The 25,936-nt window shown below is 33.2% G+C and carries 23 protein-coding genes; all 23 read left to right on the top strand.

Features of this window, described 5'->3' with window-relative positions; genetic code table 11:
- The first annotated feature begins 3 nt into the window (after nucleotides 1–3).
- Nucleotides 4–1,866, top strand: coding sequence for an excinuclease ABC subunit UvrC (gene uvrC / locus I6I93_RS00750; RefSeq protein WP_112890363.1), 1,863 nt, complete (start codon nucleotides 4–6; stop codon nucleotides 1,864–1,866).
- Nucleotides 1,856–2,767 (top strand): HPr(Ser) kinase/phosphatase, encoded by a 912-nt coding sequence (gene hprK, locus I6I93_RS00745; RefSeq protein ID WP_112890362.1) that lies wholly within the window; start codon nucleotides 1,856–1,858, stop codon nucleotides 2,765–2,767. Before uvrC ends, hprK begins: the two co-directional genes overlap by 11 nt.
- A gap of 228 nt (nucleotides 2,768–2,995) precedes the next feature.
- Entirely contained in the window at nucleotides 2,996–6,532 is a 3,537-nt protein-coding gene (gene nifJ, locus I6I93_RS00740; protein WP_112890361.1) for a pyruvate:ferredoxin (flavodoxin) oxidoreductase, read from the top strand.
- A 619-nt stretch (nucleotides 6,533–7,151) separates the two neighbouring features.
- The gene (gene plsX, locus I6I93_RS00735; protein ID WP_112890360.1) at nucleotides 7,152–8,135 is read left to right on the top strand and encodes a phosphate acyltransferase PlsX; all 984 of its coding nucleotides are present in this window, start codon (nucleotides 7,152–7,154) and stop codon (nucleotides 8,133–8,135) included.
- Nucleotides 8,135–8,362, top strand: coding sequence for an acyl carrier protein (acpP, locus tag I6I93_RS00730; RefSeq protein ID WP_070701583.1), 228 nt, complete (start codon nucleotides 8,135–8,137; stop codon nucleotides 8,360–8,362). The genes plsX and acpP overlap by 1 nt, the downstream gene beginning before the upstream one ends.
- Before the next feature lie 4 nt (nucleotides 8,363–8,366).
- Nucleotides 8,367–9,062 (top strand): ribonuclease III, encoded by a 696-nt coding sequence (gene rnc, locus I6I93_RS00725; RefSeq protein ID WP_070701585.1) that lies wholly within the window; start codon nucleotides 8,367–8,369, stop codon nucleotides 9,060–9,062.
- Entirely contained in the window at nucleotides 9,055–10,104 is a 1,050-nt protein-coding gene (locus I6I93_RS00720; protein WP_112890359.1) for an elongator complex protein 3, read from the top strand. Before rnc ends, I6I93_RS00720 begins: the two co-directional genes overlap by 8 nt.
- 4 nt (nucleotides 10,105–10,108) lie before the next feature.
- Nucleotides 10,109–13,630 carry a chromosome segregation protein SMC gene (gene smc, locus I6I93_RS00715; RefSeq protein WP_112890358.1) on the top strand — a complete coding sequence of 1,174 codons (3,522 nt, stop codon included), beginning with the start codon at nucleotides 10,109–10,111 and terminating at the stop codon, nucleotides 13,628–13,630.
- Nucleotides 13,631–14,050: 420 nt separating this feature from the next.
- Nucleotides 14,051–15,307 carry a signal recognition particle-docking protein FtsY gene (gene ftsY / locus I6I93_RS00710; RefSeq protein WP_218563578.1) on the top strand — a complete coding sequence of 419 codons (1,257 nt, stop codon included), beginning with the start codon at nucleotides 14,051–14,053 and terminating at the stop codon, nucleotides 15,305–15,307.
- Between the two features lie 308 nt (nucleotides 15,308–15,615).
- Nucleotides 15,616–15,972 (top strand): YlxM family DNA-binding protein, encoded by a 357-nt coding sequence (gene ylxM, locus I6I93_RS00705; RefSeq protein WP_112890357.1) that lies wholly within the window; start codon nucleotides 15,616–15,618, stop codon nucleotides 15,970–15,972.
- Between the two features lie 11 nt (nucleotides 15,973–15,983).
- Entirely contained in the window at nucleotides 15,984–17,321 is a 1,338-nt protein-coding gene (gene ffh, locus I6I93_RS00700) for a signal recognition particle protein (RefSeq protein WP_112890356.1), read from the top strand.
- 49 nt (nucleotides 17,322–17,370) lie between these two features.
- The gene (gene rpsP, locus I6I93_RS00695; protein ID WP_070701595.1) at nucleotides 17,371–17,670 is read left to right on the top strand and encodes a 30S ribosomal protein S16; all 300 of its coding nucleotides are present in this window, start codon (nucleotides 17,371–17,373) and stop codon (nucleotides 17,668–17,670) included.
- Between the two features lie 21 nt (nucleotides 17,671–17,691).
- The gene (locus I6I93_RS00690) at nucleotides 17,692–17,925 is read left to right on the top strand and encodes a KH domain-containing protein (protein WP_005956767.1); all 234 of its coding nucleotides are present in this window, start codon (nucleotides 17,692–17,694) and stop codon (nucleotides 17,923–17,925) included.
- The gene (rimM, locus tag I6I93_RS00685; RefSeq protein ID WP_112890355.1) at nucleotides 17,912–18,415 is read left to right on the top strand and encodes a ribosome maturation factor RimM; all 504 of its coding nucleotides are present in this window, start codon (nucleotides 17,912–17,914) and stop codon (nucleotides 18,413–18,415) included. The genes I6I93_RS00690 and rimM overlap by 14 nt, the downstream gene beginning before the upstream one ends.
- Nucleotides 18,412–19,155 carry a tRNA (guanosine(37)-N1)-methyltransferase TrmD gene (trmD, locus tag I6I93_RS00680; protein WP_112890354.1) on the top strand — a complete coding sequence of 248 codons (744 nt, stop codon included), beginning with the start codon at nucleotides 18,412–18,414 and terminating at the stop codon, nucleotides 19,153–19,155. Before rimM ends, trmD begins: the two co-directional genes overlap by 4 nt.
- A complete protein-coding gene (gene rplS / locus I6I93_RS00675; protein ID WP_070701601.1) occupies nucleotides 19,142–19,489 on the top strand; it encodes a 50S ribosomal protein L19 in 348 nt (115 codons plus the stop codon). Before trmD ends, rplS begins: the two co-directional genes overlap by 14 nt.
- A gap of 70 nt (nucleotides 19,490–19,559) precedes the next feature.
- Complete coding sequence (locus I6I93_RS00670) at nucleotides 19,560–21,194, top strand: glycosyl hydrolase family 18 protein (RefSeq protein ID WP_112890353.1); 1,635 nt, start codon at nucleotides 19,560–19,562, stop codon at nucleotides 21,192–21,194.
- Nucleotides 21,195–21,297: 103 nt separating this feature from the next.
- Nucleotides 21,298–21,915 (top strand): zinc dependent phospholipase C family protein, encoded by a 618-nt coding sequence (locus I6I93_RS00665; RefSeq protein WP_112890352.1) that lies wholly within the window; start codon nucleotides 21,298–21,300, stop codon nucleotides 21,913–21,915.
- 55 nt (nucleotides 21,916–21,970) lie between these two features.
- Complete coding sequence (gene asnA, locus I6I93_RS00660; protein ID WP_112890351.1) at nucleotides 21,971–22,966, top strand: aspartate--ammonia ligase; 996 nt, start codon at nucleotides 21,971–21,973, stop codon at nucleotides 22,964–22,966.
- An 84-nt stretch (nucleotides 22,967–23,050) separates the two neighbouring features.
- Complete coding sequence (locus I6I93_RS00655; RefSeq protein WP_070701609.1) at nucleotides 23,051–23,812, top strand: hypothetical protein; 762 nt, start codon at nucleotides 23,051–23,053, stop codon at nucleotides 23,810–23,812.
- Between the two features lie 38 nt (nucleotides 23,813–23,850).
- Nucleotides 23,851–24,345, top strand: a complete 495-nt coding sequence (gene ruvC / locus I6I93_RS00650; RefSeq protein ID WP_112890350.1) for a crossover junction endodeoxyribonuclease RuvC — start codon at nucleotides 23,851–23,853, stop codon at nucleotides 24,343–24,345.
- Nucleotides 24,345–24,929, top strand: coding sequence for a Holliday junction branch migration protein RuvA (ruvA, locus tag I6I93_RS00645; protein ID WP_112890349.1), 585 nt, complete (start codon nucleotides 24,345–24,347; stop codon nucleotides 24,927–24,929). Before ruvC ends, ruvA begins: the two co-directional genes overlap by 1 nt.
- A gap of 4 nt (nucleotides 24,930–24,933) precedes the next feature.
- Nucleotides 24,934–25,935, top strand: coding sequence for a Holliday junction branch migration DNA helicase RuvB (gene ruvB / locus I6I93_RS00640; RefSeq protein WP_112890348.1), 1,002 nt, complete (start codon nucleotides 24,934–24,936; stop codon nucleotides 25,933–25,935).
- Nucleotide 25,936: the final 1 nt, after the last annotated feature.

Genomic DNA, 25,936 nt, shown 5'->3' with positions numbered 1-25,936 from the left:
CAATTGTTAGATTTAAGAGAAAGGCTTGATAAACTTCCTGACAAACCAGGGGTTTATATAATGAAAAATGAATTAGACGAGATAATCTATGTTGGAAAAGCTAAATCTCTTAGAAAAAGAGTTAGACAATACTTTGGATCCTATGGGAAGTCCTCAAAAAAAGTTGCCAGCATGGTGTCAAAGATTCATGACTTCGAGTATATAATAGTAGAAAATGAAGTTGAGTCCCTGGTTCTTGAGTCCAACCTAATTAAGGATAATCTGCCTAAATACAACATCCTCTTGCGTGATGACAAGCAGTATCCCTACATCAAGGTCAAGGTCAACGAGAGGTTCCCAAGGGTAATGAAGACAAGAAGGGTTGAAAAAGACGGGGCAAAATATTTTGGACCATATCCTGATGTCTTTGCAGTAAATGGATCCATTGAAACCTTTGAGAGGATTTATCCACTTAGGACTTGTAATTTAAATCTTGAAAATGTGGAAGAAAAACCCTTTAGGCCTTGTCTTAATTACTACATTGGCAAGTGCCTGGGTCCCTGCACAGGAGAAGTAAAAGATGAAGATTACAATGTAATGGTTGATGAAGTTCTAAGTTTTTTATCGTCTTCAAACAGTAACGTGGTTGATAAGCTTCATGAGAAGATGATGGACTATTCAAGAAACCTTGATTATGAAAATGCGGCAGACATTCGTGACAGGATTAAAAATCTTGAATACCTAAAGGAAAGACAACTTATTTCTGACCCTGAGGCAAATGATGATAAAGACATCATAGCCCTTGCCAAGGGTATTGACGAAGTCTTAATTCAAATCTTCTTTTTTAGGAATGGGAAGATTATTGGACGCGAGCACTACATGATTAGGGACTATTACAACGATTCCTATGAAGAAATATTTTCTTCTTTTGTAAAACAATTTTATATAGGAGCATCTTATATTCCAAAGGAAATTATAATAGAAGAAAAACCCATGGATATAAAAGTCTTGGAAGACTGGCTCACTGAAAAAAGAGGAAATAAGGTGAGCATTGTAGTTCCAATAAAGGGCAACAAGAAGGAACTTGTGAGGATGGTAAAGAGAAATGCCCTTGATATGATTGAAAAATACGGAGACAAGTTTAAGAAGCGTGCCGAAACAAATAAGAAGGCTCTTGAAGACATAAAAGACCTACTTGGCCTAGACGAAATTCCAAGAAGGATTGAAGCCTATGACATTTCAAATATTTCAGGAGTTGAATCAGTTGGTTCCATGGTTGTCTTTGAAGATGGTGATGCAAAAAAAAGTGACTACAGGAAGTTTAGAATTAAAAGTGTAGTTGGTCCTGATGACTATTCAAGCTTAAAAGAAGTAATTGAAAGGAGATTTAAAAGAGGAGTAGAAGAGAAAAAATCTTCTAAGTCATCTTCTTTTTCAAATTTTCCAGACCTAATAATGATGGATGGTGGTAAGGGACAGGTCAATGCAGCCAAGGAAATCTTAGACAAGTTAGGCTTAAATTTAGAAATTTGTGGACTTGTTAAGGACGATTTCCACAAGACTCGTGGGATTATTTACAATAATGAGGAATTTAAAATAGATATAAATTCTCGTGCCTATAAGATGATTTATAAAATTCAAGAAGAAGCCCACAGGTTTGCCATAAATTATCACAGAAACTTAAGGTCCAAGACTATGTTTAAGTCAGAACTTGACAATATAAAGTTGATTGGGCCAAAGAGAAAGGAAAATCTCTTAAAACATTTTAAATCAATTGATAAGATAAAAAATGCAAGCGTAGAAGAACTAATGGAAGTCGAATCCATGAATGAAGCCAGTGCAAATTCCATTTACCAGCACTTTAGGGGAGGAAAAAATGGGCGTTAAAATAAAATATATAGTAGATGAATTGAATTTTGAACTTGTTCACGCATCTACAGACTACAAGGATATTGAAATAGAAAGTAGCGATATCAATAGGCCAGGACTGCAACTTAATGGTTACTACTCAAAATTTGTTAAGGACAGGATCCAACTTATAGGAACTCAAGAGTGGCACTATATAAATTCTATGGAAGACAAGAAAAGGTATGAAACCCTAGAAAAGTTATTTATGTATGACATTCCAGCAGTAATTGTTTCTAGAAATGCTGAAATTTTTCCTCAAGCTATTGAACTTGCAAAAAAATACAATGTAACGATTCTTAGAAGTCCTGATTCAACATCCAAAGTTTTTAGTAAGATAATTTCTCTAGTAGAAGATGAGCTTGCACCAACTATGAGGATGCATGGTGTTCTTTTAGATATTTCAGGTATAGGAGTTTTAATAACTGGTAGGAGTGGAATCGGAAAAAGTGAAACAGCTCTAGACCTTATCTCTAATGGTGCGAGGTTAATTTCTGATGACTCAGTTATCATAAAGAATTTAGATAAGAGGCTTATAGGAAAGTCGCCAGAAATAACAAAGTATTTTATGGAAATAAGAGGCGTTGGCATAATAGATATTCAAAAAATGTTTGGTGTTGGCTTCGTAATGGAAGAAAAAGAAATCGAAGTTGTTGTTAACTTAGAAGATTGGGACGAATCAAAAGAATATGAAAGACTTGGACTAGACAACAAGTATCAAAGCATTCTTGGGATAGATGTTGTAAGGTTTGACATACCAGTTAAGCCTGGAAGACATACAGCTCTTATAATTGAAGTTGCAACAAAGAATTATAAGCAAAAAGAACTGGGTTATAATCCCGCAGAAGCATTAAATAATAGGTTAATGAATAATAGAAGGTAGGAGAAGATAAAAGTATTAGAGAGTAGTTTATTTATTATTATGAATAGTAAAACTTTATATAAAAATAGAAACATGATTCCATAAAGTGGAACACCTTTCGCAATTCGCTATTTTCAAATCTTTCTAAGACTTTTATTAATAATATTATTGAAATTTATTAAATTAAGTTCTATAATATAACCAGTATGGTTAGTTAATATTTATATTATTAATAATTAGGAGGCAAATATGTCTAAAACATTTAAAACAATGGACGGTAATGAAGCAGCTGCTCACGTGGCTTATGCCTTTTCAGACGTTGCTTGTATTTACCCAATAACACCTTCTTCACCAATGGCTGAGCACATTGATGCTTGGGCTTCTCACGGAAGAAAAAACATCTTCGGTCAAGAAGTATTGGTTAAGGAGTTACAATCAGAAGGAGGAGCTGCTGGAGCTGTTCACGGTTCACTACAAGCTGGATCATTAACATCAACATATACAGCATCTCAAGGTTTATTACTTATGCTACCCAACATGTACAAGATAGCAGGGGAACTACTTCCAGGTGTATTCCACGTTGCTGCTAGAGCACTAGCATCACATGCACTTTCAATCTTTGGAGACCACCAAGACGTTATGGCAGCTAGAGCTGCAGGACTTGCTATGTTAGCATCTGGTTCAGTTCAAGAATCTATGGACTTAGCTGGTGTTGCTCACTTAGCATCAATTAAGGGAAGAGTACCATTTATCCACTTCTTTGACGGATTCAGAACATCCCACGAAGTTCAAAAAATTGAAGTACTTAATTACGAAGACCTTGAAAAACTAGTAGACAAAGAAGCAGTAAAAGCTTTCAAACAAAGAGCTCTTAACCCTAATGGACCAGAAATTAGAGGTACTGCACAAAACGCTGATATCTACTTCCAAGAAATTGAAGCATCAAACCACTACTACACTGATATCATTGATATTACTGAAGGTTACATGAAGGACATTTCTGAATTAACTGGTAGAGAATACAACCTATTTAACTACTATGGTGCAAAAGATGCTACTGATATTATCGTGGCAATGGGTTCAGTAACTGAAACAATCGAAGAAGTTGTTGACTACTTAAACGCAAAGGGACAAAAGACAGGACTTGTTAAAGTTCACCTTTACAGACCTTTCTCAATTAAACATTTAATGGAAGCAATTCCAGAAACTGTAGAAAGAATTGCAGTTCTTGATAGAACTAAGGAAAAGGGAGCAGTAGGACAACCACTTTACCTTGATGTTAGAGATGCATTCTACGAATCAGATAAGAGACCTCTTATCGTTGGTGGTATCTACGGTCTAGGTTCAAAGGACACTAACCCAACAGATATTCTTGCAGTTTACGAAAACCTTAAAGCAGACCAACCTAAGAATGATTTCACTATTGGTATCGTTGACGATGTAACTCACAAATCACTTGAAATTAAAGAACACATCACAACTGAACCTGAAGGAACTATTAGATGTAAGTTCTGGGGATTCGGATCTGACGGTACTGTAGGTGCAAACAAATCTGCAATCAAGATTATCGGTGACAACACTGACATGTATGCACAAGGTTACTTTGACTATGACTCTAAAAAATCTGGTGGGGTTACAATGTCTCACTTAAGATTTGGTGAAAATAAGATTACATCAACATATCTTCTAACAGAAACTGACTTTATTTCTTGTTCAAAACAATCTTATGTTTACTCTTATGACCTATTAAGAGGACTTAAGAAGGGTGGAAAGTTCCTTCTAAACACTATTTGGAATGATGAACAACTTGACGAACACCTACCAGGATATATGAAGAAATATATTGCTGATAATGAAATTGAATTCTACACAATTAACGCAACTAAAATAGCTGCAGAAGTTGGACTTGGTGGAAGAACAAACATGGTAATGCAAGCTGCATTCTTTAACCTTTCTCAAGTACTTCCAATAGATAAGGCTGTTAAACTTCTTAAAGAAGCTATCGTAAAAGATTACGGCGCTAAGGGTGACGACATTGTTAACATGAACTACGCTGCAGTAGATCAAGGTATCGATGCTCTACACAAAGTAGAAGTTAAAGAATCTTGGAAAGATGCTGATACAACTAAGGACTTCAAAATCGATGGAGCACCAGAATTTATCAACAACATTCTTATTCCAATGAACAGACAAGAAGGTAACGATCTTCCTGTATCAACTTTCGTAAACATGGTTGACGGTACATTCCCATCAGGCACAAGCCGTTACGAAAAGAGAGGTATTGCAGTTAATGTTCCTCACTGGAAGAACGAAAACTGTATCCAATGTAACCAATGTTCATTAGTTTGTCCTCACGCAGTAATTAGACCTTTCCTTGCTGACGAAGAAGAAAAGGCTAACGCACCAGAAGGCTTTGAAACAATTAAGGCTAGAGGTAAGGGACTTGAAGATTACGAATACAGAATGCAAATTTCTCCACTAGACTGTACAGGTTGTGGTAACTGTGCTCAAGTTTGTCCAGCAAAAGAAAAAGCACTTGTTATGACACCATTTGAAGAAGAAATTGACGTTCAAGCAGCTAACTGGGAATATGCATCTAACAATATTAAATCTAAAGAAGAACACATTGAGCCGAACAACTTCAAGAACACTCAATTCCAAACTCCATATCTTGAATTCTCAGGAGCATGTGCAGGTTGTGGAGAAACTCCATATGTAAAACTTGTTACACAATTATTTGGAGATAGAATGAGTATTGCTAACGCAACAGGTTGTTCATCAATCTGGGGTGGATCAGCACCATCAATGCCATATTGTACAGATGAATGTGGAAATGGACCATCATGGGCTAACTCCTTATTCGAAGATAACGCTGAGTACGGATATGGTATGGCTGTTTCTCAAACTCAAACAAGAAATAGAATTAAAAACCTTATGGAAGAATTTGTTGAACTTAATGTTGACGCAGAAGCTAATGAAGCATTCAATGCTTGGATCGAAGGAATGGATGACTACAAGACTTCTAAGGCAGCAAGTGCAAATGTACTAAAAGTTCTTGACAAAAAATTTGGCAACGACAAGGCTGATGAAATCATTGAAGATCTTAAGGGTCTTGAAAAATTCTTAATTAAGAAGAGTCAATGGATCATCGGTGGAGACGGATGGGCTTACGACATCGGATATGGTGGAGTTGACCACGTTCTTGCATCTGGTGAAGACATTAACATCCTTGTTCTAGATACTGAAGTTTATTCAAACACTGGTGGTCAAGCTTCTAAGGCAACTCCAACAGCAGCAATTGCACAATTCGCAGCAGCTGGTAAGTTAACCAAGAAGAAAGACCTTGGTCTAATGGCAACAACTTATGGTTATGTATATGTAGCTCAAATTGCTCTTGGCGCTGACAAGAACCAAGCTTATAAGGCAATTAAAGAAGCAGAAGCTTACAATGGTCCATCACTAATCATTGCTTACGCTCCATGTATTAACCACGGTATTAGAGTAGGTATGGGCTTCTCAATTGAAGAAGAAAAGAAAGCTGTTGAAACAGGTTACTGGCACCTATATAGATTCAACCCTGAACTTAAAGAAGAAGGAAAGAATCCATTCATCCTAGACTCTAAAGAACCTACTAAACCATTCAGAGACTTCTTAGATGGAGAAGTAAGATATACATCTCTTAAGAAGTTATTCCCTGAAAGAGCAGAAAAACTTTACGAAGTTGCTGAAGAAAATGCTAAGGATAGATACGCAAGTTACCTAGCACTTTCAGAAGACGAAGAATAATTTTTGCCAAATAATATAATTTCTAAATAAATAAATTTAACTCGCTTGAGGAAACTTGAGCGAGTTTTTTTATTGATATTTTAAAAGTATATATCTTATAAGATTTAAGTTAAATAAGAAATTGATAAAAACTTATTAAATTTCATTAAACTAAAATCAGTTTATAAGTTAAAAGTGTCTACAAAGTCACAATTATTTATGAAGTAACAATTATTTATAAAGTTATAATTTATTCTAAATTCATATTTATTTAGTAAGCTATTTTTTGTTCTCAATTTATAAATTAAGGCTTCAAGAAAGAAGATTAATCTTTTTGATTATTATAAATTTATAACAAAAATAATATTATCTAAATTGTAACAATAAGTTGGCCACTTTTTAGTTTTCAATCTAATATATAAATTAAAAAAATTTTTCATAAAAATTCAATAAGGCCTTAAGATTTTATTAAAAAGGATTGAAAATATTTATAATATAAGAGAAAGTTCAAAATGAAATTTAAAAAATAAAATTATTATGAAGCAAGCTGAAACGAGACAATAAATCTTAATTAATAGGGCCAAAAGATTGATTTTTTTAATTATTTAATATAATATTAAATTTGTTAATGGAGGTCGAAATGAAACTAATTTTTGATATAAATGGTGGCGACAATAAGGCTGAAATAATAAAAGGGGCGATTGATGCTTCCAAGGAATTTGACAAAGAAGTTATCCTAGTTGGAAGAGAAGATTTCATAAAGGAAAATCTTCAAGAATTAGATTATGATAAAGAAAAAATAGAAATAATAAATGCAAGTGAAAACATAGAAAACAATGAAGAACCTGTTCTTGCTTTAAGAAAAAAGAAGGACTCTTCTATTGTTAAGGCAATGACTTTATTAAAAGAAAAAAAGGCTGATGCCTTAATATCTGCAGGGAGCACTGGTGCCCTATTAGGGGGAGGAATCTTCTTAGTTGGTAGAATAAAGGGAATAAAAAGAGGAGTGCTTCCAACTTTAATTCCAGGGCTTAAGTCCAACACACTTGTGATAGATTCGGGAGCAAACATGGACACAAGTCAAGAACTCCTTGAAGAATTTGCAGTCTTAGGCGATATCTTTCTAAGAGAATATTCTAAGATAGAAAGCCCTAGAATTGGACTTTTAAATGTTGGAGCAGAAGAAGGAAAGGGAAACAAACTTTATAAAGAAGCTTACCAAAAATTAAAAGAATCTGATCTTAACTTTGTGGGAAACATTGAAGCTAGAGACATAATGGATAATGATGTTGACCTTCTTGTTTGTGATGGATTTGATGGAAATGTCCTTCTTAAATCTATTGAAGGTGTAGTTGACTTTGCAACAAAGAGCGTATTTCACGGAATAGCAACATCAGACCTAGATGATAAGAGCAAAAAAGCCTTCACTGAGTTTTTAATGAATAAATTTAAAAATCTTGATGCTAAAGAAGTTGGTGGAACAATTCTACTTGGAATTGACGGAAATATTATTAAGGCTCATGGAAATTCTGATGCCAAAGCTATAAAAAATGCTGCAAAATATGCAATAGATATAGTAGAATCTAATATTGTAGAAAAAATAAAAGAAAAGGTGGAAAAATAATGAAGGATAGAATATTACAAATTATTGCTGAACAATTTAATTTTGATAAAGAAGATCTTACTGAAGATATGAACTTCCAAGATGACCTAAATGCAGACTCTATTGAGTTAGTTGAACTAGTAATGACAATAGAAGAAGAATTTGAGACAGAAGTTTCTGAAGAAGATCTTGAAAAACTAAAAACAATTGGCGATGTAATTGAATACGTAGAAGATTTGGAACAATAATCTCATGACCTTTTCCAATTTAAAGAATCTTGAAAAAAAATTAAATTATGATTTTAAGGACAAAGGTCTTTTGAAAACAGCCTTGACTCATTCATCTTATGTAAATGAAAATAAGATGAAACAATATGACAGCAATGAAAGACTTGAGTTTCTTGGCGATGCCATACTTGGCTTGGTTATTGGAGAATATTTTTATAAAAAATTTCCCCATGATCTTGAAGGATCTTTAACTAAGATGAGGGCAGAGTCTGTTAACGAAAAAGTTTTGTTTTTCATTGCCAAGGGTCTAGGCCTTGGAGATTATATAAGATTTGGCAAAGGTGAAGAGAAAAATGGGGGAAGCAAGAGAGAATCAACTTCTGCTGACGCTCTTGAAGCCCTAATTGGCGCAGTTTATTTGGATTCAGACTTCAAGGTAGCAAAGAATATTATTTTAAGTTTATTTGATGAATTCTTAAAGGAAGATGGATATAAGCTTTTTAACATTGATTTTAAAACCATGCTTCAAGAAGAGGTTCAAAAGTCTGGACAGAAAGCTGAGTATAAACTAGTTAGAGAAGAAGGACCTGACAATGACAAGACCTTCTTTACAGAATTATACCTAGATGGAATTTTAGAAGGTAAGGGATCTGGAAAGACTAAGAAAGAGTCTCAGCAGGAAGCCGCCAAAGTTGCCCTTGAAAGGAGAAGGAATGGCTAAGAGAAATATAATACCTATTTTCATTCCTCACTACGGCTGTCCTAATGATTGTGTTTTTTGCAACCAAAGAAAAATTACAGGGATATCTACAGATATTTCAAATAGTGATGTGGAAGATACTATTTTGGAATATCTTTCTTATTTTAAGAGGAAGGATAATGTTGAAGTTGCCTTTTATGGCGGAAGTTTTACTGCCATTCCCCTTGAAGAACAGGTTGGATTTTTAAAAGTTGCCCACTCTTACAAGGAGAAGGGTTTAGTTAAATACATTAGACTTTCAACAAGGCCCGATGCCATTGATGAAGAGATTCTAGACAATTTAAAAAAATATGGCGTAGACATAATTGAACTTGGCGTCCAAAGTCTTGACCCAGAGGTTCTAAGATTATCCAACAGGGGACATGATTCTTCTTGTGTATATGAAGCAGCGAGCTTAATTAAGTCCTATGGTTTTAAACTAGGTCTTCAGCAAATGGTAGGCCTTCCAGGAGATGATTTGGAAAAATCGCTTTATACTGCCAGAGAATTTGTTAAGTTAGACCCCTATTGCGTTAGAATTTATCCAACCCTTGTTATAAAAGAGACGGCCTTATGTAAAAATTTGGAAAGAGGAAGTTACCAGGCTCTTGAATTAGAAGATTCTATTGGATATGTAGCAAATCTTTTAAATATTTATTATAGGCACAATATTAATGTAATAAGGGTTGGACTTCAGCCAACAGATAATATAAATTATGGTGGCGATATTGTTGCAGGAGCCTTTCATCCAGCCTACAGACAATTAGTTGAATCTTATTATTTTAAAAAGGCACTTATAAATTATTTTAGGTCTTCAAATAATATTGAAGATGAAGTTACAATCATTGCTAATGGGAAAAATATTTCAAATATAAGTGGACAGGGGTCAAAAAACAAGAATGAAATAATTAAGGAATTAGGAATAAAAAAATTAAATCTTAGACAAGAAGATCTTACTAATTTTGAAGTAAAGATTCTGTCAAAGAAAGACGAAATTATTGATGTGAGAGATTACTACAGGTGAGCAGATGTTTTTAAAATCCGTTACTATGCAGGGCTTTAAGTCCTTTGCAAATAGAACAAAAATTGAATTAGATAAGACCACTACGGCAATTGTTGGACCTAATGGAAGTGGAAAAAGTAATATTACAGATGCAATAACCTGGGTACTGGGAGAATCTTCTGCTAAAAACCTACGTGGGGCCAAGATGGAAGATGTTATTTTCTCTGGAACTGACTCAAAAAAACCCCTTGGTATGGCTGAAGTTACAATCCTTTTTGATAATTCAGATAAGTCATTAAACCTTCCTTATAATGAAGTTTCTGTAACTAGGAGGATGTACAGGTCTCTTGAAAGTGAATTCTTAATTAACAACAAGAAGTGCAGGCTCAAGGACATAAAAGAACTATTTATGGATACGGGAATTGGTAAGGATGGTTATTCCGTCATTGGTCAAGGAAAAATCGAATCAGTCCTAAGTTCAAAGCCAGAAGACAGGAGAAATATCTTCGAAGAAGCTGCAGGAATTTCAAAATATAAGTACAAGAAAGTTCAATCTAAGAACAAACTCTTAAAGACTGAGGAAAATTTAATTAGAATAGAAGATATTCTTTCGGAAATTGAAAGTCAAGAAAAGAATTTGAGGGTTCAGGCAGAAAAAGCTGAAGCTTACTTAAAAGACTATGAAGAATTAAAAATCTATGACATAAACTACTCTTGTAAGGATATGAAAAAACGTGAAGAAGACTTGACTAATAAGATAGAAGAGCTTGAAGTCCTTAAAGAAGATTCTAAAAAAATCTTAATTAATAGAGAAAGTTTGTCGCAAAACCTTGAAGAAATCCAAGAAAAATTAGAAAAATTGAAAGAAGAAGATGAAGTTTCCAGTGAAAAACTAAGGCTTTATAAGGAAGAGTTTGATAAGTTAAATTTAGAAATTAACCTTGATGAAGAAAAAATAAATTCTTTAAAGAAAGATATTGAAAGAATTGGTCTTGAAAATGAAAATCTAGATAAAGACCTACTTGGTTTAAAAGAATCTCTTGAAGAAATAGGAAAAGATAGAGAAGTTTTAAATAAATCAAAGGAAGGAATTCTTGAGAAGTTAACTACAAAGGATTCTGTAATAAAAAATTTAGAAGCTGAATTTAAAAACTTAGAAGAAGTAGGCAACTTAAATTTTGAAAATAAAAATAAAGTAAAGAATGAAATTGAAAATATAAAATTCAAGAGTGAAACTTTAAAAGACATTATAGAAGAAAAAAATAACAGGAAGTCTAATTTAGATAAGTCAATTGAAAACCTCAAAGAAAATCAAGCTGAATTTTCAAAGATTATAGATAGAGATTCTTTAGAATTAAAAACCTTAAAAGAAAATCTAGAAAAAGATGATCAGGAATTTGAAAAAACCAAAGAAAGCCTTTTAAAGCTTGATGAAGAAAATAAAAATCTAGAAAACAAATTAATTGGAAGAAAAAACGAAGGAAACGAAATCCTTGCAAGATTAAAAATTTTGGAAAATATGGAATTAAATTATGAAGGTTACAATAGAACTGTTAAATCCTTTATGAATTTTTCTTCTAAAAACGATATTTTTAAGGATTCACTCTATGGTCCAGTGGCAGAGAAATTCTATGTAGAAAAAGAATTTGAAAAGGCAATTTCTGTTGCCCTTGGGTCTATGTCACAAAACATTATTGTGTCATCAACCAAAGATACTTCAGAGATGTTAAAAATCTTGGAAAAAAATAAGATGGGAAGGGCTACCTTCTTGCCTCTGGATAGGGTGTCTGGCAACAAGGTCAAAATAAATTCTAAGGAAGATGGAATGGTTGGACTTGCTTGTGACCTAATAAAATTTGATGAAGTCTTTAAAGGTATCTTTTATAATTTGCTTGGAAGAGTCATAATAGCCGATAACTTCAAGAATGCTTCTAGAATTTCAAAAAAGCACAGACTTAAAGTTGTAACTATTAAGGGAGAAGTTTTTAACCCATCAGGAGCAATAACAGGTGGTTCCCTTAACAATTACAATAGTAGCTTTATCTTGCGTAAAAATGAAATTACAGACTTCCAAAATAAATTCAAGGATCTTCAAGGGCAAATAAAGAAAATTGAATCTGAAAAAAATCATCTTGAAGAAAAAATTTCTGAACTCAATGAATTTGCAGAAACTTATATGGAAAAGAGAAATTCCCTTAAGCTTAAGATCAATGATATTGAGTCAAATATTTATAAAAATAAAAATGATAAGGACCTTAATTCAGAATACTTAAATAAGTATCTAAGGGAAAAAGAAGAACTTGAAAAAAATATAGAAGCTGATTTAAAAACCTTAGAAAATAACAAGCTTGAGATTGAGAACAAAAACAAGTTACTTGAAGACCTCTTAAATGAAGTTGACAGCGGAGATAGGCTTGCAGGACTTTCAAAGGAAATCGAAGGGTTAAAGACAGAAAAAATTGAAATCCAATTATTAGAAAGAGAAAATAGAGAGAAAATCCTTTATAAGACTAGGGAAATAGATAGGATAAATTCAGACTTATCTTTAACTGGGGAGAAACTTGAGAATAATAAGAAACTTCTAATAGAAGCTCAAAGAAATATTGAAGAAAAGAAAAAATCTAATGATGAAAACAAAAAGTCTCTTGAAGAAGTCAGAAAATCCATTGAAAGTTTGAAGAATCATTTAGAAGAAATAAAAAAAGATTTAGATGAGAAGAATAAGACTTACTTAGATAAGAGAGAAGAACTTTCAGATTTGAAGGAAAGGTCCTTGGTTATAAGTTCTGAAATGGAAAAGACAGAACTAAAAATAGAAATGAATAGGAATAAAATTTCTAATGAAGTGGAAAGGTTAAAGGAAGATTACGAAGTAGAAGATTATCATGAATTTATTGACGAAAGCCTCAAGGACTTAAAAGAGGGTACCCTAAGAAGGTTAAAGAAAAAAGTTCGTGACTATGGAGAAGTAAATATTTCATCGATAGAAGAGTATAGGGTAGTTAAAGAAAGATTTGATTTCTACACTTCTCAAAGAGATGACTTAATTCAATCTAAGGAAGAGATTAAATCGATCTTAAGCAAGCTTGACCATGAGATGAAAAAATTATTTAATGAAGCTATGGAAGAAATTTCAGGGAACTTTACAGAAATTTTCAAAATTCTATTTAATGGTGGTCGAGCAGAAATAAGCATTGAGGGAGATGTCTTAGAATCAGGAATTGAAATCAAGGCATCACCACCAGGTAAGAGATTGCAGTCACTTTCACTTTTATCAGGTGGCGAGAGATCTCTTACGGCAGTTGCCCTCTTATTTGCTCTCTTAAAGTATAGACCGGCGTCATTTTGCATCCTAGATGAAATTGATGCGGCGCTTGATGATGCAAACATTAAGAGGTATGCAGATTACCTTTTAACACTAGAAGGAATTCAATTCATTATAATTACTCACAGAAAGCTCACAATGGAGATTGCAAAGACCATGTATGGTGTTACAATGGAAGAGAAGGGAATTAGTAAGTTGTTCTCTGTAAAATTAAAGGATTAGGTGATAGATATGTTTAATTGGTTAAAAGATAAATTTAAGAAAAAAGATTCTGAAGAAACAAAAGACATTCATGAAAAACTTGAAGAAGTTTCAGAAGAGGGAAATCTTTCTGAGGAAGATGTAGAGACATCAGAAAAAAAAGAAGATACAAATGAAGTCTTTAAGGACAATGAAGTGGTTGAAGAAGCTTTAGAAGATAAGAAAGAAAAACCTGCTCAAGAAGAAACTCAAGCGGAAGCAGAAGAAATTCATGAAAAACTTGAAGAAGTATCAGAAGGTGGAAATCTTTCTAAAGAAGATGTAGAGACATCAGAAAAAAAAGAAGATACAAATGAAGCCTTTAAGGACAATGAAGTAGTTGAAGAAGCTTTAGAAGATAAGGAAGAAAAGCAAGAAGAAACTCAATCAGAAGTAGAAGACATTCATGAAAAACTTGAAGAAGTATCAGAAAGTGGAAATCTTTCTAAAGAAGAAGTAGAAACTTCAGAAAAAAAAGAAGATACAAATGAAGCCTTTAAGGATAATGAAGTAGTTGAAGAAGCTTTAGAAGATAAGGAAGAAAAGCAAGAAGAAACTCAATCAGAAGTAGAAGACATTCATGAAAAGCTTGAAAATGTTTCAGAAAGTGGAAATCTTTCTAAAGAAGAAGTAGAAACTTCAGAAAAAAAAGAAGATACAAATGAAGCCTTTAAGGATAATGAAGTAGTTGAAGAAGCTTTAGAAGATAAGAAAGAAAAGCAAGAAGAAATAGAAGAAGAGCCCAAAAAAGTTTCACTCTTCCAAAGACTAAAGGAAGGTCTGGATAAGACTAGAAAAGAAGTAGGAATAAAAATTAACACAGTCCTAGGGGCCTATGTCAAGATTGATGACGAAATGCTTGAAGACCTGGAAGACATTTTAATATCAGCAGATATTGGAATGGAAACGACAATGAAGTTAATTGACAACTTGCGTGAAACAATTATAAGAGAAAAAATAAATGATCCACAAGAAGTTAAACCACTTCTAATGGCAGAAGCAAAGAAATTAATGAACCCAGACCTAAACACTCAAATTAATACAGAACCACCTGTAATCATCTTGGTAGTTGGAGTAAATGGTGTTGGAAAGACAACAACTATTGGTAAGCTTTCTTCAAGATTCAAAAGAGATGGCAAGTCAGTTCTTGTTTGTGCAGCTGATACTTTTAGGGCAGCAGCCATTGACCAATTAAAGGAATGGGGAAATAGGGCTCACGTAGATATAATCAGTCACGCTGAAGGGTCTGATCCTGCAGCAGTTGTCTTTGACGCAATAGAAGCTGCTAAGGCAAGAAAGACTGACGTCTTAATAGTTGACACAGCGGGAAGACTTCACAACAAGTCTAATCTAATGAAGGAACTTGAAAAAATTAACAGAATTATCACTAATAAGTATCCAGAAGCAAACCGTGAAAATCTATTAGTTCTTGATTCAACAACAGGTCAAAATGCAATTAACCAAGCTAAGACCTTTAGAGAAGCAACTGACATAACAGGAATTGCTCTTACAAAACTTGATGGAACTGCAAAGGGTGGGGTGGTTGTTGCCCTTCAATCAGAACTAGGAATTCCTATTAAACTTATTGGAGTTGGAGAAGGCATTGATGACCTTCAAGACTTTAACATTGATAGCTTCTTAGAAACAATTTTTGGATAAAATTAATAAAGATATTAAGTAGGTCACAGAGCCTACTTTTTTTATTGATCAATTTTAAAAGATGTTCTTAAAAAATTATAAGAAGACATATTGTCAAAAATTTTTACAAGTTATATAAATTTGCCATTTATTAAAATTCTATAAGTTATTAAACTCTTTAAATTCAAAGTTACTCATGAGAGAAAAATGTTAAAACATCCTAAAAAAATTTAAAAATTTTCAAAATTCTTGTTGACATTAAGTGGGCTATTAGTTAGAATTAAATAGGTCAAGTAAAGAGGTTGACCTCTCAGAAAAATGGTGATAAAATGAATGAGAAATTTTTCAGGATGAACAGCTTACTTGATTTCTACGGAAAGCTTCTTACTGAAAAGCAGATGAAGCCTGCACTAATGTATTATGTTTATGATTGCACAATCAATGAGATTTCATCTGAGCTTAATATATCTAAGCAAGCAGTTTTCGACAACTTAAAAAGAGCTGAAAACAACTTAGAAGAGTTTGAAGAAAAGCTTGAGTTAATAAAAAACACAAAAAAAGAAGAAGCTAATAAAGAAGAAAAAAAAGAAAAAATAGAAAGTATTTTAGAAAGTATAGAAAAAGAATCTTTAAGTCAAAATAATAATTTGAAGATTAAAGAACTTAGACAAATACTTTTTGACTAGGAGGTGGATCTTTGGTATTCGAAAGTTTATCCGATAAATTGCAAAATACCCTGCAAAACCTAAGAGGCAAGGGTAAATTATCTGAAAAAGATATTGACGCTGCAATGCGTGAGGTAAAACTTGCACTTCTTGAAGCTGACGTAAACTTCAGAGTTGTAAAAGACTTTGTCAAGACAGTAAAAGAAAGAGCTTTGGGGAAAGAAGTTTTAGAATCCCTAACTCCCGGCCAGCAAGTAATAAAAATTGTTAATGAAGAACTCACAAACTTAATGGGAACTAGCGAGGTCAAGATTGACTTCTCAAAAAAACCAACAGTTATAATGATGTGTGGTCTTCAAGGTGCAGGTAAAACTACTACAAGTGGTAAGCTTGCTAATAAATTGAAAAAAGATGGAAAGAGACCTCTTCTAGTTGCTTGTGACGTCTACAGACCGGCAGCTATAAAACAACTTCAAGTTGTAGGTGAGTCTGTTGATACTCCAGTATTTACTATGGGTGACAAAATTTCCCCAGTAGATATTTCTAAGGCAGCTCTTGAGCATGCTAAGAAAAATGGCAATGATGTTGTCATCATTGATACAGCTGGTAGACTTCACATAGATGAAACTCTTATGAAGGAGCTTCAAGATATTCATGATGCACTAGAACCATCAGAAGTTCTTCTTGTCCTAGATGCAATGACAGGTCAAGATGCAGTAAATGTTGCAGATACCTTTGATGATATGTTAAAGCTAACAGGTGTTATCTTAACTAAACTTGATGGTGACGCAAGAGGTGGTGCTGCCCTATCAATTAGGTCAGTTACAGATGTTCCAATAAAGTTCATCGCCAGTGGTGAAAAAATGGACAACATTGAAGTTTTTCATCCAGACAGGATGGCTTCAAGGATACTTGGCATGGGGGATGTGCTCTCCTTAATTGAAAAAGCACAGACAGCTGTTGATGATAAAAAGGCAAAGGAACTTGAAGAAAAGCTTAGAAAGTCAACTTTCACTTTTGAAGATTTCCTAGATCAGATGCAACAAATGAAAAACATGGGGCCCCTTGAAGATATTATAGGAATGATTCCTGGTATGAACAGCAAGGCTCTAAAGGGTATTAGCTTACCTGAAAATGAATTTGCTAAGGTAGAGGCTATGATTCTTTCCATGACTAAGAAGGAAAGACAAAAGCCAGAAATTATAGATTCTTCCAGAAGGAAGAGAATTGCAAAGGGTTCTGGAACTAGTCCAGCCGATGTAAATAAACTTATTAAACAGTTTAAGGACATGAGAAAGATGATGAAGCAATTTGGAAACATGTCCAAGACAATGGGAAAAAGAAAATTTAAACTTCCTTTTTCCTTTTAAGCTAGCTTATATATTTTAATATATAAATTTTATTGTGGAGGTGAATAATTTGGCAGTTAAAATTAGACTTAGAAGAATGGGTGCTAAGAAAACACCCTTTTATAGAATAGTTGTAGCAGACTCTAGAAGCCCTAGAGATGGAAAATTCATCGAGGAGATTGGTTATTACAACCCACTTACAACTCCTAAAAAAGTTGTTGTAGATGCAGAAAAAGCTAACAATTGGATTAAGAATGGTGCAAAGCCTACTGATACAGTTGACAGACTTTTCAGAGAAAACTCAGTGTATGGTGCTGGTGCAAACTCAAATAATACAGCAGAAGCAAGTGAATCAGAAGCTACTGAATAACAGTATGTTTGGAGGACCAAAATGGTTGAATTAATTGAATATATTGCTAAATCTTTAGTTGACGATCCTTCTTCAGTTGATGTGGCAATGACTAAGAATGATAATTCAATTGATATTACTCTTAAAGTTGCATCAAATGATATGGGAAAAGTTATTGGCAAACAAGGCAGAATTGCTAAGGCAATAAGAGCAATTTTAAAAGCTGTTTCACTAAAAGAAGATGTAAAGGTTAATTTGGAAATTGAAGAATATTAAAGATTCAATTACTTGCATTGGTAAAATTATTAATACTCACGGTATTAAGGGTGAACTTAAGGTTGATCCCTATACCTTTGACAAAAGCAGGTTTTCTAAACTTAAAAGCGTATTTGTAGGTGAAGATTTAAAGGAATTTTTTATAAAAAAAGTTCGAGTAAATGATTTTGTCTACCTAAGCTTTGAGGGATATGAAAATATAAATGATGTCCTTAATTTAAAGGGTTTAAACATTTATATTAAGGATGAAGACAGGTTAGAGCTTGAAGAAGACCAATATTATGTTTCTGATTTAATTGGAAAAGAAGTTTATGACACTGATGGAAATTACATTGGAGTCTTAAAGGAAATATTGGAATACCCAGCTAATGATATTTTTGTCATAGAAGGCAAGGATAAGGAAACTTACCAAGTGCCAGGAGTTAAAGAATTTATAAAAAAAATAGATTCAACAATAACTATTAAGTTAATAGAAGGAATGATTTTGTGAAAATTAGTGTTTTAACATTATTTCCCGATTTCATAAATAATATTAGAGATTTTTCTATTGTTGGAAGATCTATTGGCCAAGGAAAGTTAGAATTAGAGACTGTAGATATTAGAGATTTTGCTATCAATAAGTATTTACAAGTTGATGATTATCCCTATGGCGGTGGACCTGGTATGCTAATGCAAATTAAACCAATAGTAGAGGCAATAGAATCTGTAAAGACAGAAAATTCTAAGGTTTACTATATGTCCCCACAGGGCAAGGTGCTAACACAGGAGAAGCTAAAAGAATTAAAAGATGAAGAACATATAATTCTTCTAAATGGACACTATGAAGGGATTGACAATAGGGTCATTGAAAATTATGTAGATGAAGAAATTTCCATTGGTGATTATGTTTTAACTGGTGGAGAACTGGCATCTATGGTTGTTATCGATGGCGTGTCAAGACTACTTGATGGTGTACTTGCAAGTGAAGAGTCTTTTGAAGACGAATCACACTACAATGGACTTTTAGAACATCCTCAGTACACTAGACCAAGAGAATTTAGAGGACTTGAAGTTCCAGATATTCTTCTAAGTGGAGACCATGAAAAAATTAGAAAATATAGGCTTAGAGAGTCTATAAAAAATACTTTACAGAAGAGGCCAGACTTATTAAAAGAAAAAACTTTAAATGATGAAGAAAAAGATATATTGAAAGATTTACTGGAAGGAGGTAAAGACAATGGATTATATTAAAGCTATTGAAGATGAACAAATAAATGAAAATTTACCTAAATTTAACGTTGGGGATACAGTTAGCGTTCACTACAGAATTATTGAAGGCGAAAGACAAAGAATCCAAGTATTTGATGGTACTGTATTAAAGATTCAAGGAAAAGGCGCTAGAAAAACTTTCACAGTAAGAAGAATTTCTTATGGTATTGGAGTTGAAAGAACATTCCTACTTAACTCACCAAGAATTGCTGATCTTGTAGTTACAAGAAAAGGTAGAGTTAGACGTGCTAAACTTTACTATCTTAGAGATAGACAAGGTAAGGCTGCAAAAGTTAGAGAAAAAACAAATTACTGAGAATGGGACTTTATGTCCTATTTTTAGTATTCTTTTATTTTGAGCAAATTATTTAATAAAGGGTGATAATATGAAAAAACTTTTTATGGGACTATTTTTAATAGTGGTTCTAGCAGCTGGTGCATTTTTATTTGTTGAAAATAGAGGAACTAGCAAAATCTCAACTAAGTACGATAAATTCAACTTTTTGACAGAAGACAAGGATATAGATAAGGAAGACTTTTCTATAGAAGATGGAATGATTTATCTTTCCCTAGACTACATAAAGGAATATCTTGACAAAGATATCCAGTATGACAAGTCAAGTGGTGAAGTTAGAATCAACAACGACCATGCAAACAAAGTGCTTAAGTTAAATGAATATGAGGCAAAATTTAACAGCGGTACAATTGATTTAAGAGCTCCTGTTATAGAAAAAGATGGGAAGATTATGCTTCCAATAGAAGCTTTTATCTATGACTATGATGTAAGGCTAAGATATGACAAGGATATTAGACTACTCTTACTTGATTACAGAGATAAGGATTACGACTTAAGCAAGACTACTTCAGAAACTCTTTTAAGAGAAGGTGCTTCCAAGAGAAGCCCTATTATAAAGAAACTTCCTCAGGGAGAAGAGCTTTATGTTTATGGAGATAAGGGAAAGTACTACAAGGTTAGGATGACAGAAGGTTATGCAGGATATGTTTTGAAGAAAGATTTAGATGAAAACTTTGAAAAAGTTTCTTTTAAGTCTACTTCTAAAAATACATCAGATGGTCTTATTAATTTAACTTGGGATTACACTTACGCAGAACATTCTGAAGACAAGATTAATCAAATTAAGGATATCAAAGGACTTGATGTTATAATTCCAACTTGGTTCTCCATAAGAAATGGCAATGGAGATATGATTGACAGGGGAAATCAAAATTATATTAAAAAATATAATGATCTTGGAATAGATGTCTGGGCATATTTAGATAACTCCTTTGATCCAGAAATTACTCACGAAGCTCTATCAAATGAAAAAACTCGTAAAAAAATTATAAATAAAACTCTTGAACTATGTAAAAAGTATGGAATGAAGGGAATAAACATCGACTTTGAACATACAAAGATAGATGACAGAGATTATATAACTGACTTTGTAAGAGAATTTAGACAAGCTGCAGTTGAAGACTTTATAATAACTGTTGATGTTACGCCACAAATATCAGCTGATGTTACAAAGGAACCTTATGATAGAAAGGCCCTTGCTGAAATTGCTGATTATATGGTTGTAATGGCTTATGACCAACACTGGGGTTCATCAGATAAGGCTGGATCAGTTGCTCAATACAAGTGGGTAGAAGGATCTATAAATGTCCTATTTAGAAACATTCCTAATAAAAAAATGATTCTTGGAGTTCCACTTTACACAAGAATTTGGAAAGAAGATGGTGGAAAGGTAACTTCAAAGACAATTTCCATGGATGAAGTTGCAAGAATTATTGCATCCAAGGGACTAAAACCAGTATGGGATAAGGAATCTCAACAAAATTATATTGAGTATCAAGAAAATGGTGCGGACTACAAGATTTGGATTGAAGATGCAAATTCTTTAGAGAAAAAAGTTTCTCTTGTCAATAAATATAACTTAGCAGGTGTTGGAAGCTGGAGACTTGGTTTTGAAACTTCTAACATTTGGGATGTAATCTCAAAAGAACTTGATAAAACAAACTAAAAATTGACAATTGTGCCATTTAAGTATAGAATTATCTTGTAAACATTGATAACAAATTTTAATTAGGAAGTGTTTAAAAATTTTACCAGATACACACAAAATCGTGGCAAAAATCGTCCACGACAGAATAAAAGATAAATACAATGTTAATTTAAATTTAGAAAAAATGCTTTGGGGATCAGTTGCCCCCGATGTTCTTCCTTATTATAAGTTGAAGAGACATTATTTCGATGAATCAGGAGATTATATAGCAAAAGAAATTACTAAATTAATTTTCTTTTCTAGATTTTCTTATTCTGAAGGAAATGAAAGCAATTTATTAATTAATTATGTGAGCAAGAGGCTTGGCATAATAAGTCACTATCTCTGTGACTTTGTTTGCTATCCTCACGCTTATAGGATGACTTTTGTAGAAAACTTGAAAAAACATGTTAAGTACGAACAGGACTTAGCTCTTTATGCAAGAGAAAATAAATATTTGGAAGAAAACTTTTCTAGGGTTATTAATGTTTCTGACATTAATTTCTTAGAAGATTCTGAGTTAAAGCTTGAAGAAAGAGTTAAAAAGTATCTAATAGATGTAATAGACCAATACAAGGAGTCAGATCATTCCTTTGACAATGATTTAAACTTTGCCTTGAATTTATGTACAAACATTTCTATCTTAGTCATTGAATCAAGTCTCCAATTTCAGGGAGATTACGACATACAATTTATTTAAAAGAAATTCTTTCACCCTTAATGGGTGAAAGTTTTTTATAGTTAGGGAGGAAAAAATGAGGAACAATTCTAGTGCTACAAAACTAGATCTTAGAGAGACACAAATTGCAATTAAATCAGTTAAAGATTACTTTCAAAGGGACTTGGCAAATACCTTAAACCTACAAAGAGTTTCTGCGCCTTTATTTGTTAGACCTGAAACTGGCCTTAATGACAACCTAAATGGAGAAAAAGCAGTAGATTTTGACCTAAGACAATATGGAATTAATGTTGAAATTGTTCAATCACTAGCTAAGTGGAAGCGAAATGCACTTAAGGACTACAACTTCAACATGTATGAAGGTATCTATGCAGACATGAACGCCATTAGGGCAGAAGAAGAGTTAGATGAAATTCACTCATCTTATGTTGACCAATGGGACTGGGAAAAAATTATTGACAAGTCAGATAGGAATAAGGAATATCTCTTTTTAATTGTTAAAGAAATTTACTCTGTATTTAAAAGAACTGAAGAATACATCAATCAAACCTATCCTTACATTCTTTCAAAAAAACTACCTGAAGAAATTTTCTTTATAACTTCTCAAGAATTAGAAGATAAGTACCCAGGAAAAACATCTAAAGAAAGAGAAAAATTAATTTGTAAGGAAAAGGGAGCAGTTTTCATCATGGGTATAGGCCATAATTTAACTTCTGGTGAGCCCCATGATCATAGATCTCCTGACTATGATGATTGGGACCTAAATGGAGATATCTTGTTCTGGGATGAAGTTCTAGGGAATTCTCTTGAAGTATCAAGCATGGGTATTCGTGTCGATGAAGAATCACTTAAGAGTCAATGTGAACTTGCCAATACAACAGATAGATTTAAACTTCCTTATCACCAAGACGTTTTAAACGCAGAATTACCTTACACTGTTGGTGGTGGTATTGGACAATCAAGAATTTGTATGTTTTTCTTAGAAAAACAACACATTGGTGAAGTCCAAGTAGGGGTTTGGGATGAAAACAGCTTAAACTTCTGCAAGGAAAATAAAATAAAATTATTATAATTACATTACATTTACAAATTGGATTTCAATCCTCCGTGACTTATAGTATAATATAATTTATACGAACTAACGGAGGATTTTTTTATGGAATTGGCAGAAAAACTGAATCAACAATCTTATAAAAGACTTGCCTTTAAAGATATAAAAAAATACTTAATTGCAAATTTCTTATACAAGGGCGACTTGGATAGTATTAACATTTTACTTAATATTTACAATGTTTACGAATCTATAGAAAACATATATCCAAGATATGTCACTCTTGATAATTTAAGAAAGGATATTGTAAGAATATATAGGCAAAAAGAGGGAATAGAACTTATAGCTAGGAATCTCTCCAACCTTATCCATGATGATATAAATAGGTTGGAGCTTTACTTGTACTTAGAAGGCTATAGGCTTGGTTTTAACTCGAAAAAACACATAAATATGCTTGAGATAATAACTCTAAGATACCTTACAATAGATGAGCTTTACAATAGGAAGAAGCTTTTCCAATATGAGTTCAAAAATGAAGAAGTTTTGGCCTTTAAGAAGTTAGTTTTTAAAGAAATAAGAAAAGATAGACAAATCAGAATTTTCATAAAAAACACTCTTACTGATGTTAGAAAAAAACTTTTAAACAGTAAGATTGCAAGTATAAATGATCATCTTGACATGCAGCTTATCTTTAGAAGCCAAGATGATGACGTTGAAATAAAAGAAGTTGACTCCTACTTAACTGATTCTGAAATTGAAAATTTAAATAATAAAATTTCTAAGTTTCTATACATAGATTGCTTTAGAGTTTTTAGAAATGCCTTTTGGGATGGAGTTAATGATAGAGTTTTAAAGAGATATAAGTAAGGATAGTTTTATACTATCCTTTTTAAAGTGGTGATAAATTGGTAATTTTGGGGATAGACCCTGGCATAGCCATAGTTGGATATGGTTTCTTAGAGCTTAAGGGAAATTCATATAGGGTTTTAGACTACGGTGCTATAACAACTGAAGCAAAAACTCCTCTTCCTGATAGGTTGAATATTATCTATGAAGAACTAAATGATTTAATAGAAAAGTATAAGCCAGAAGATATTGCCTTTGAGGAGCTTTTTTTCAACAAGAATGTAAAAACTGCCATAACAGTTGCCCAAGCTCGTGGGGTTGAAGTGCTTGCTGCTAAAGAGTCTGGAGCAGGAATTTATGAGTACACGCCCCTCCAAGTAAAACAAGCTATAGTTGGATATGGAAGAGCTACAAAAAATCAGGTTCAAGAGATGGTAAAAATTATCTTGAACTTAGAAAAAGTTCCAAAACCTGATGATGTTGCAGATGCATTGGCAGTTGCAATAACTCATGGCAGTTCAATTAAGTTTAAGGAAAGTTTTAGGATGATATAATGATAGAATTTTTAAAAGGAAAGGTACACTCAACTGACAGGGGTTACTTAGTTCTTGAATCCAATGGAATAGGCTATATTGTAAATATGGTATCAAGAGAACTTCATACTTTTTATGAAAATGAAGAAGTATTTATAAATATTAGGTTAGTTTTAAGAGAAGATGCTGTAATTTTATATGGTTTCAGACAGGTTGAAACTAGAGATGCCTTTGATTTATTGACAAGCGTAACAGGGATTGGCCCTAAACTTGCCATAGGAATACTTGATGGTGACGATGTATTTAATATTGCAAAATATATTATATCCAAAGATGAGAAGTCCCTTACTAAGTTACCGGGAATAGGCAAGAAAACTGCTCAGAGAATAATCCTTGAATTAAAAGACAAGGTTGAAAAACTAGACTTAGATCTTGCATCAATGACTGATAATGTTGAAACTATTGAAGAAAAGGATGATCCAGCAGTTGAGGCTCTTATTTCCTTAGGTTATAATGTATATGACGCTAAAAAAGCACTAGATAAGGTTGACTCTTCTCTTGATATTTCCGAGAGAATAAGAGAAGCCTTAAAATTAATGGGTTGATACAATGGAAAAAAATAGATTAGTGGAGCCAGAACTTATTGATGGCGATGCTAGGGAGGTAAGCCTTAGACCTAAGTGGCTTGATGAGTATATTGGCCAAGACAAGGTAGTTGAAAATTTAAAGATTTTTATTGAAGCTGCAAAGAATAGGTCAGAACCTCTGGATCACACTCTTTTAAGTGGACCACCAGGGCTTGGCAAAACCACACTGGCTGGTATTATTGCAAATGAGATGGGTGTTAATCTAAAAGTGACATCAGGACCAGCCATAGAGAAGCAGGGTGACCTAGCAAGTATTCTAACAAACTTAAATAATGACGATGTACTTTTTATAGATGAAATTCATAGATTAAATAAATCTGTAGAAGAAATTTTATACCCTGCTATGGAGGACCATGCCTTAGACATAATAATTGGGAAGGGGCCATCTGCAAGGTCTATTAGACTTGATCTAGCGCCTTTTACTCTCATAGGAGCAACTACAAGAGCAGGCATGCTGACATCACCTCTTAGGGATAGATTTGGTGTAATGTTAAAATTAGACCTATACGATACAAAATCTCTTGTTGAGATAATTATGAGATCTGCAAAGATTTTAAATGTTCCAATTGAAGAGGAAGGTGCTCTTGAGATTGCAAGAAGGTCTAGAGGAACACCGAGAATTGCCAATAGGTTATTAAAAAGAGTTAGAGACTATGCTGAGGTAAAAGAAGGAGGAGTTATAACAACTAAGGCTGCTATAAAGGGCCTCAATCTTCTTGAAATCGATAAGTTTGGACTAGATAATATTGACAGAAGAATTATACTTACAATGATAGAAAAGTTCAATGGAAGGCCAGTAGGTATTGATGCTATTTCAGCAGCCATTGGTGAAGATAAGGGAACAGTAGAAGATGTTTATGAGCCTTATTTAATGCAAATAGGCTTTATTATTAGAACGCCTAGAGGAAGAGTGGCTACAAAAAGAGCCTATGACCATTTTGGATTGGAGTATAAGGATGAATAAT

This window comes from Peptoniphilus harei, assembly GCF_016726485.1.
Taxonomy (GTDB): Bacteria; Bacillota; Clostridia; order Tissierellales; family Peptoniphilaceae; genus Peptoniphilus_A; species Peptoniphilus_A harei.
Note: the sequence above shows the minus strand (reverse complement) of the source record. Positions and strands in the feature narration are given on the sequence as shown.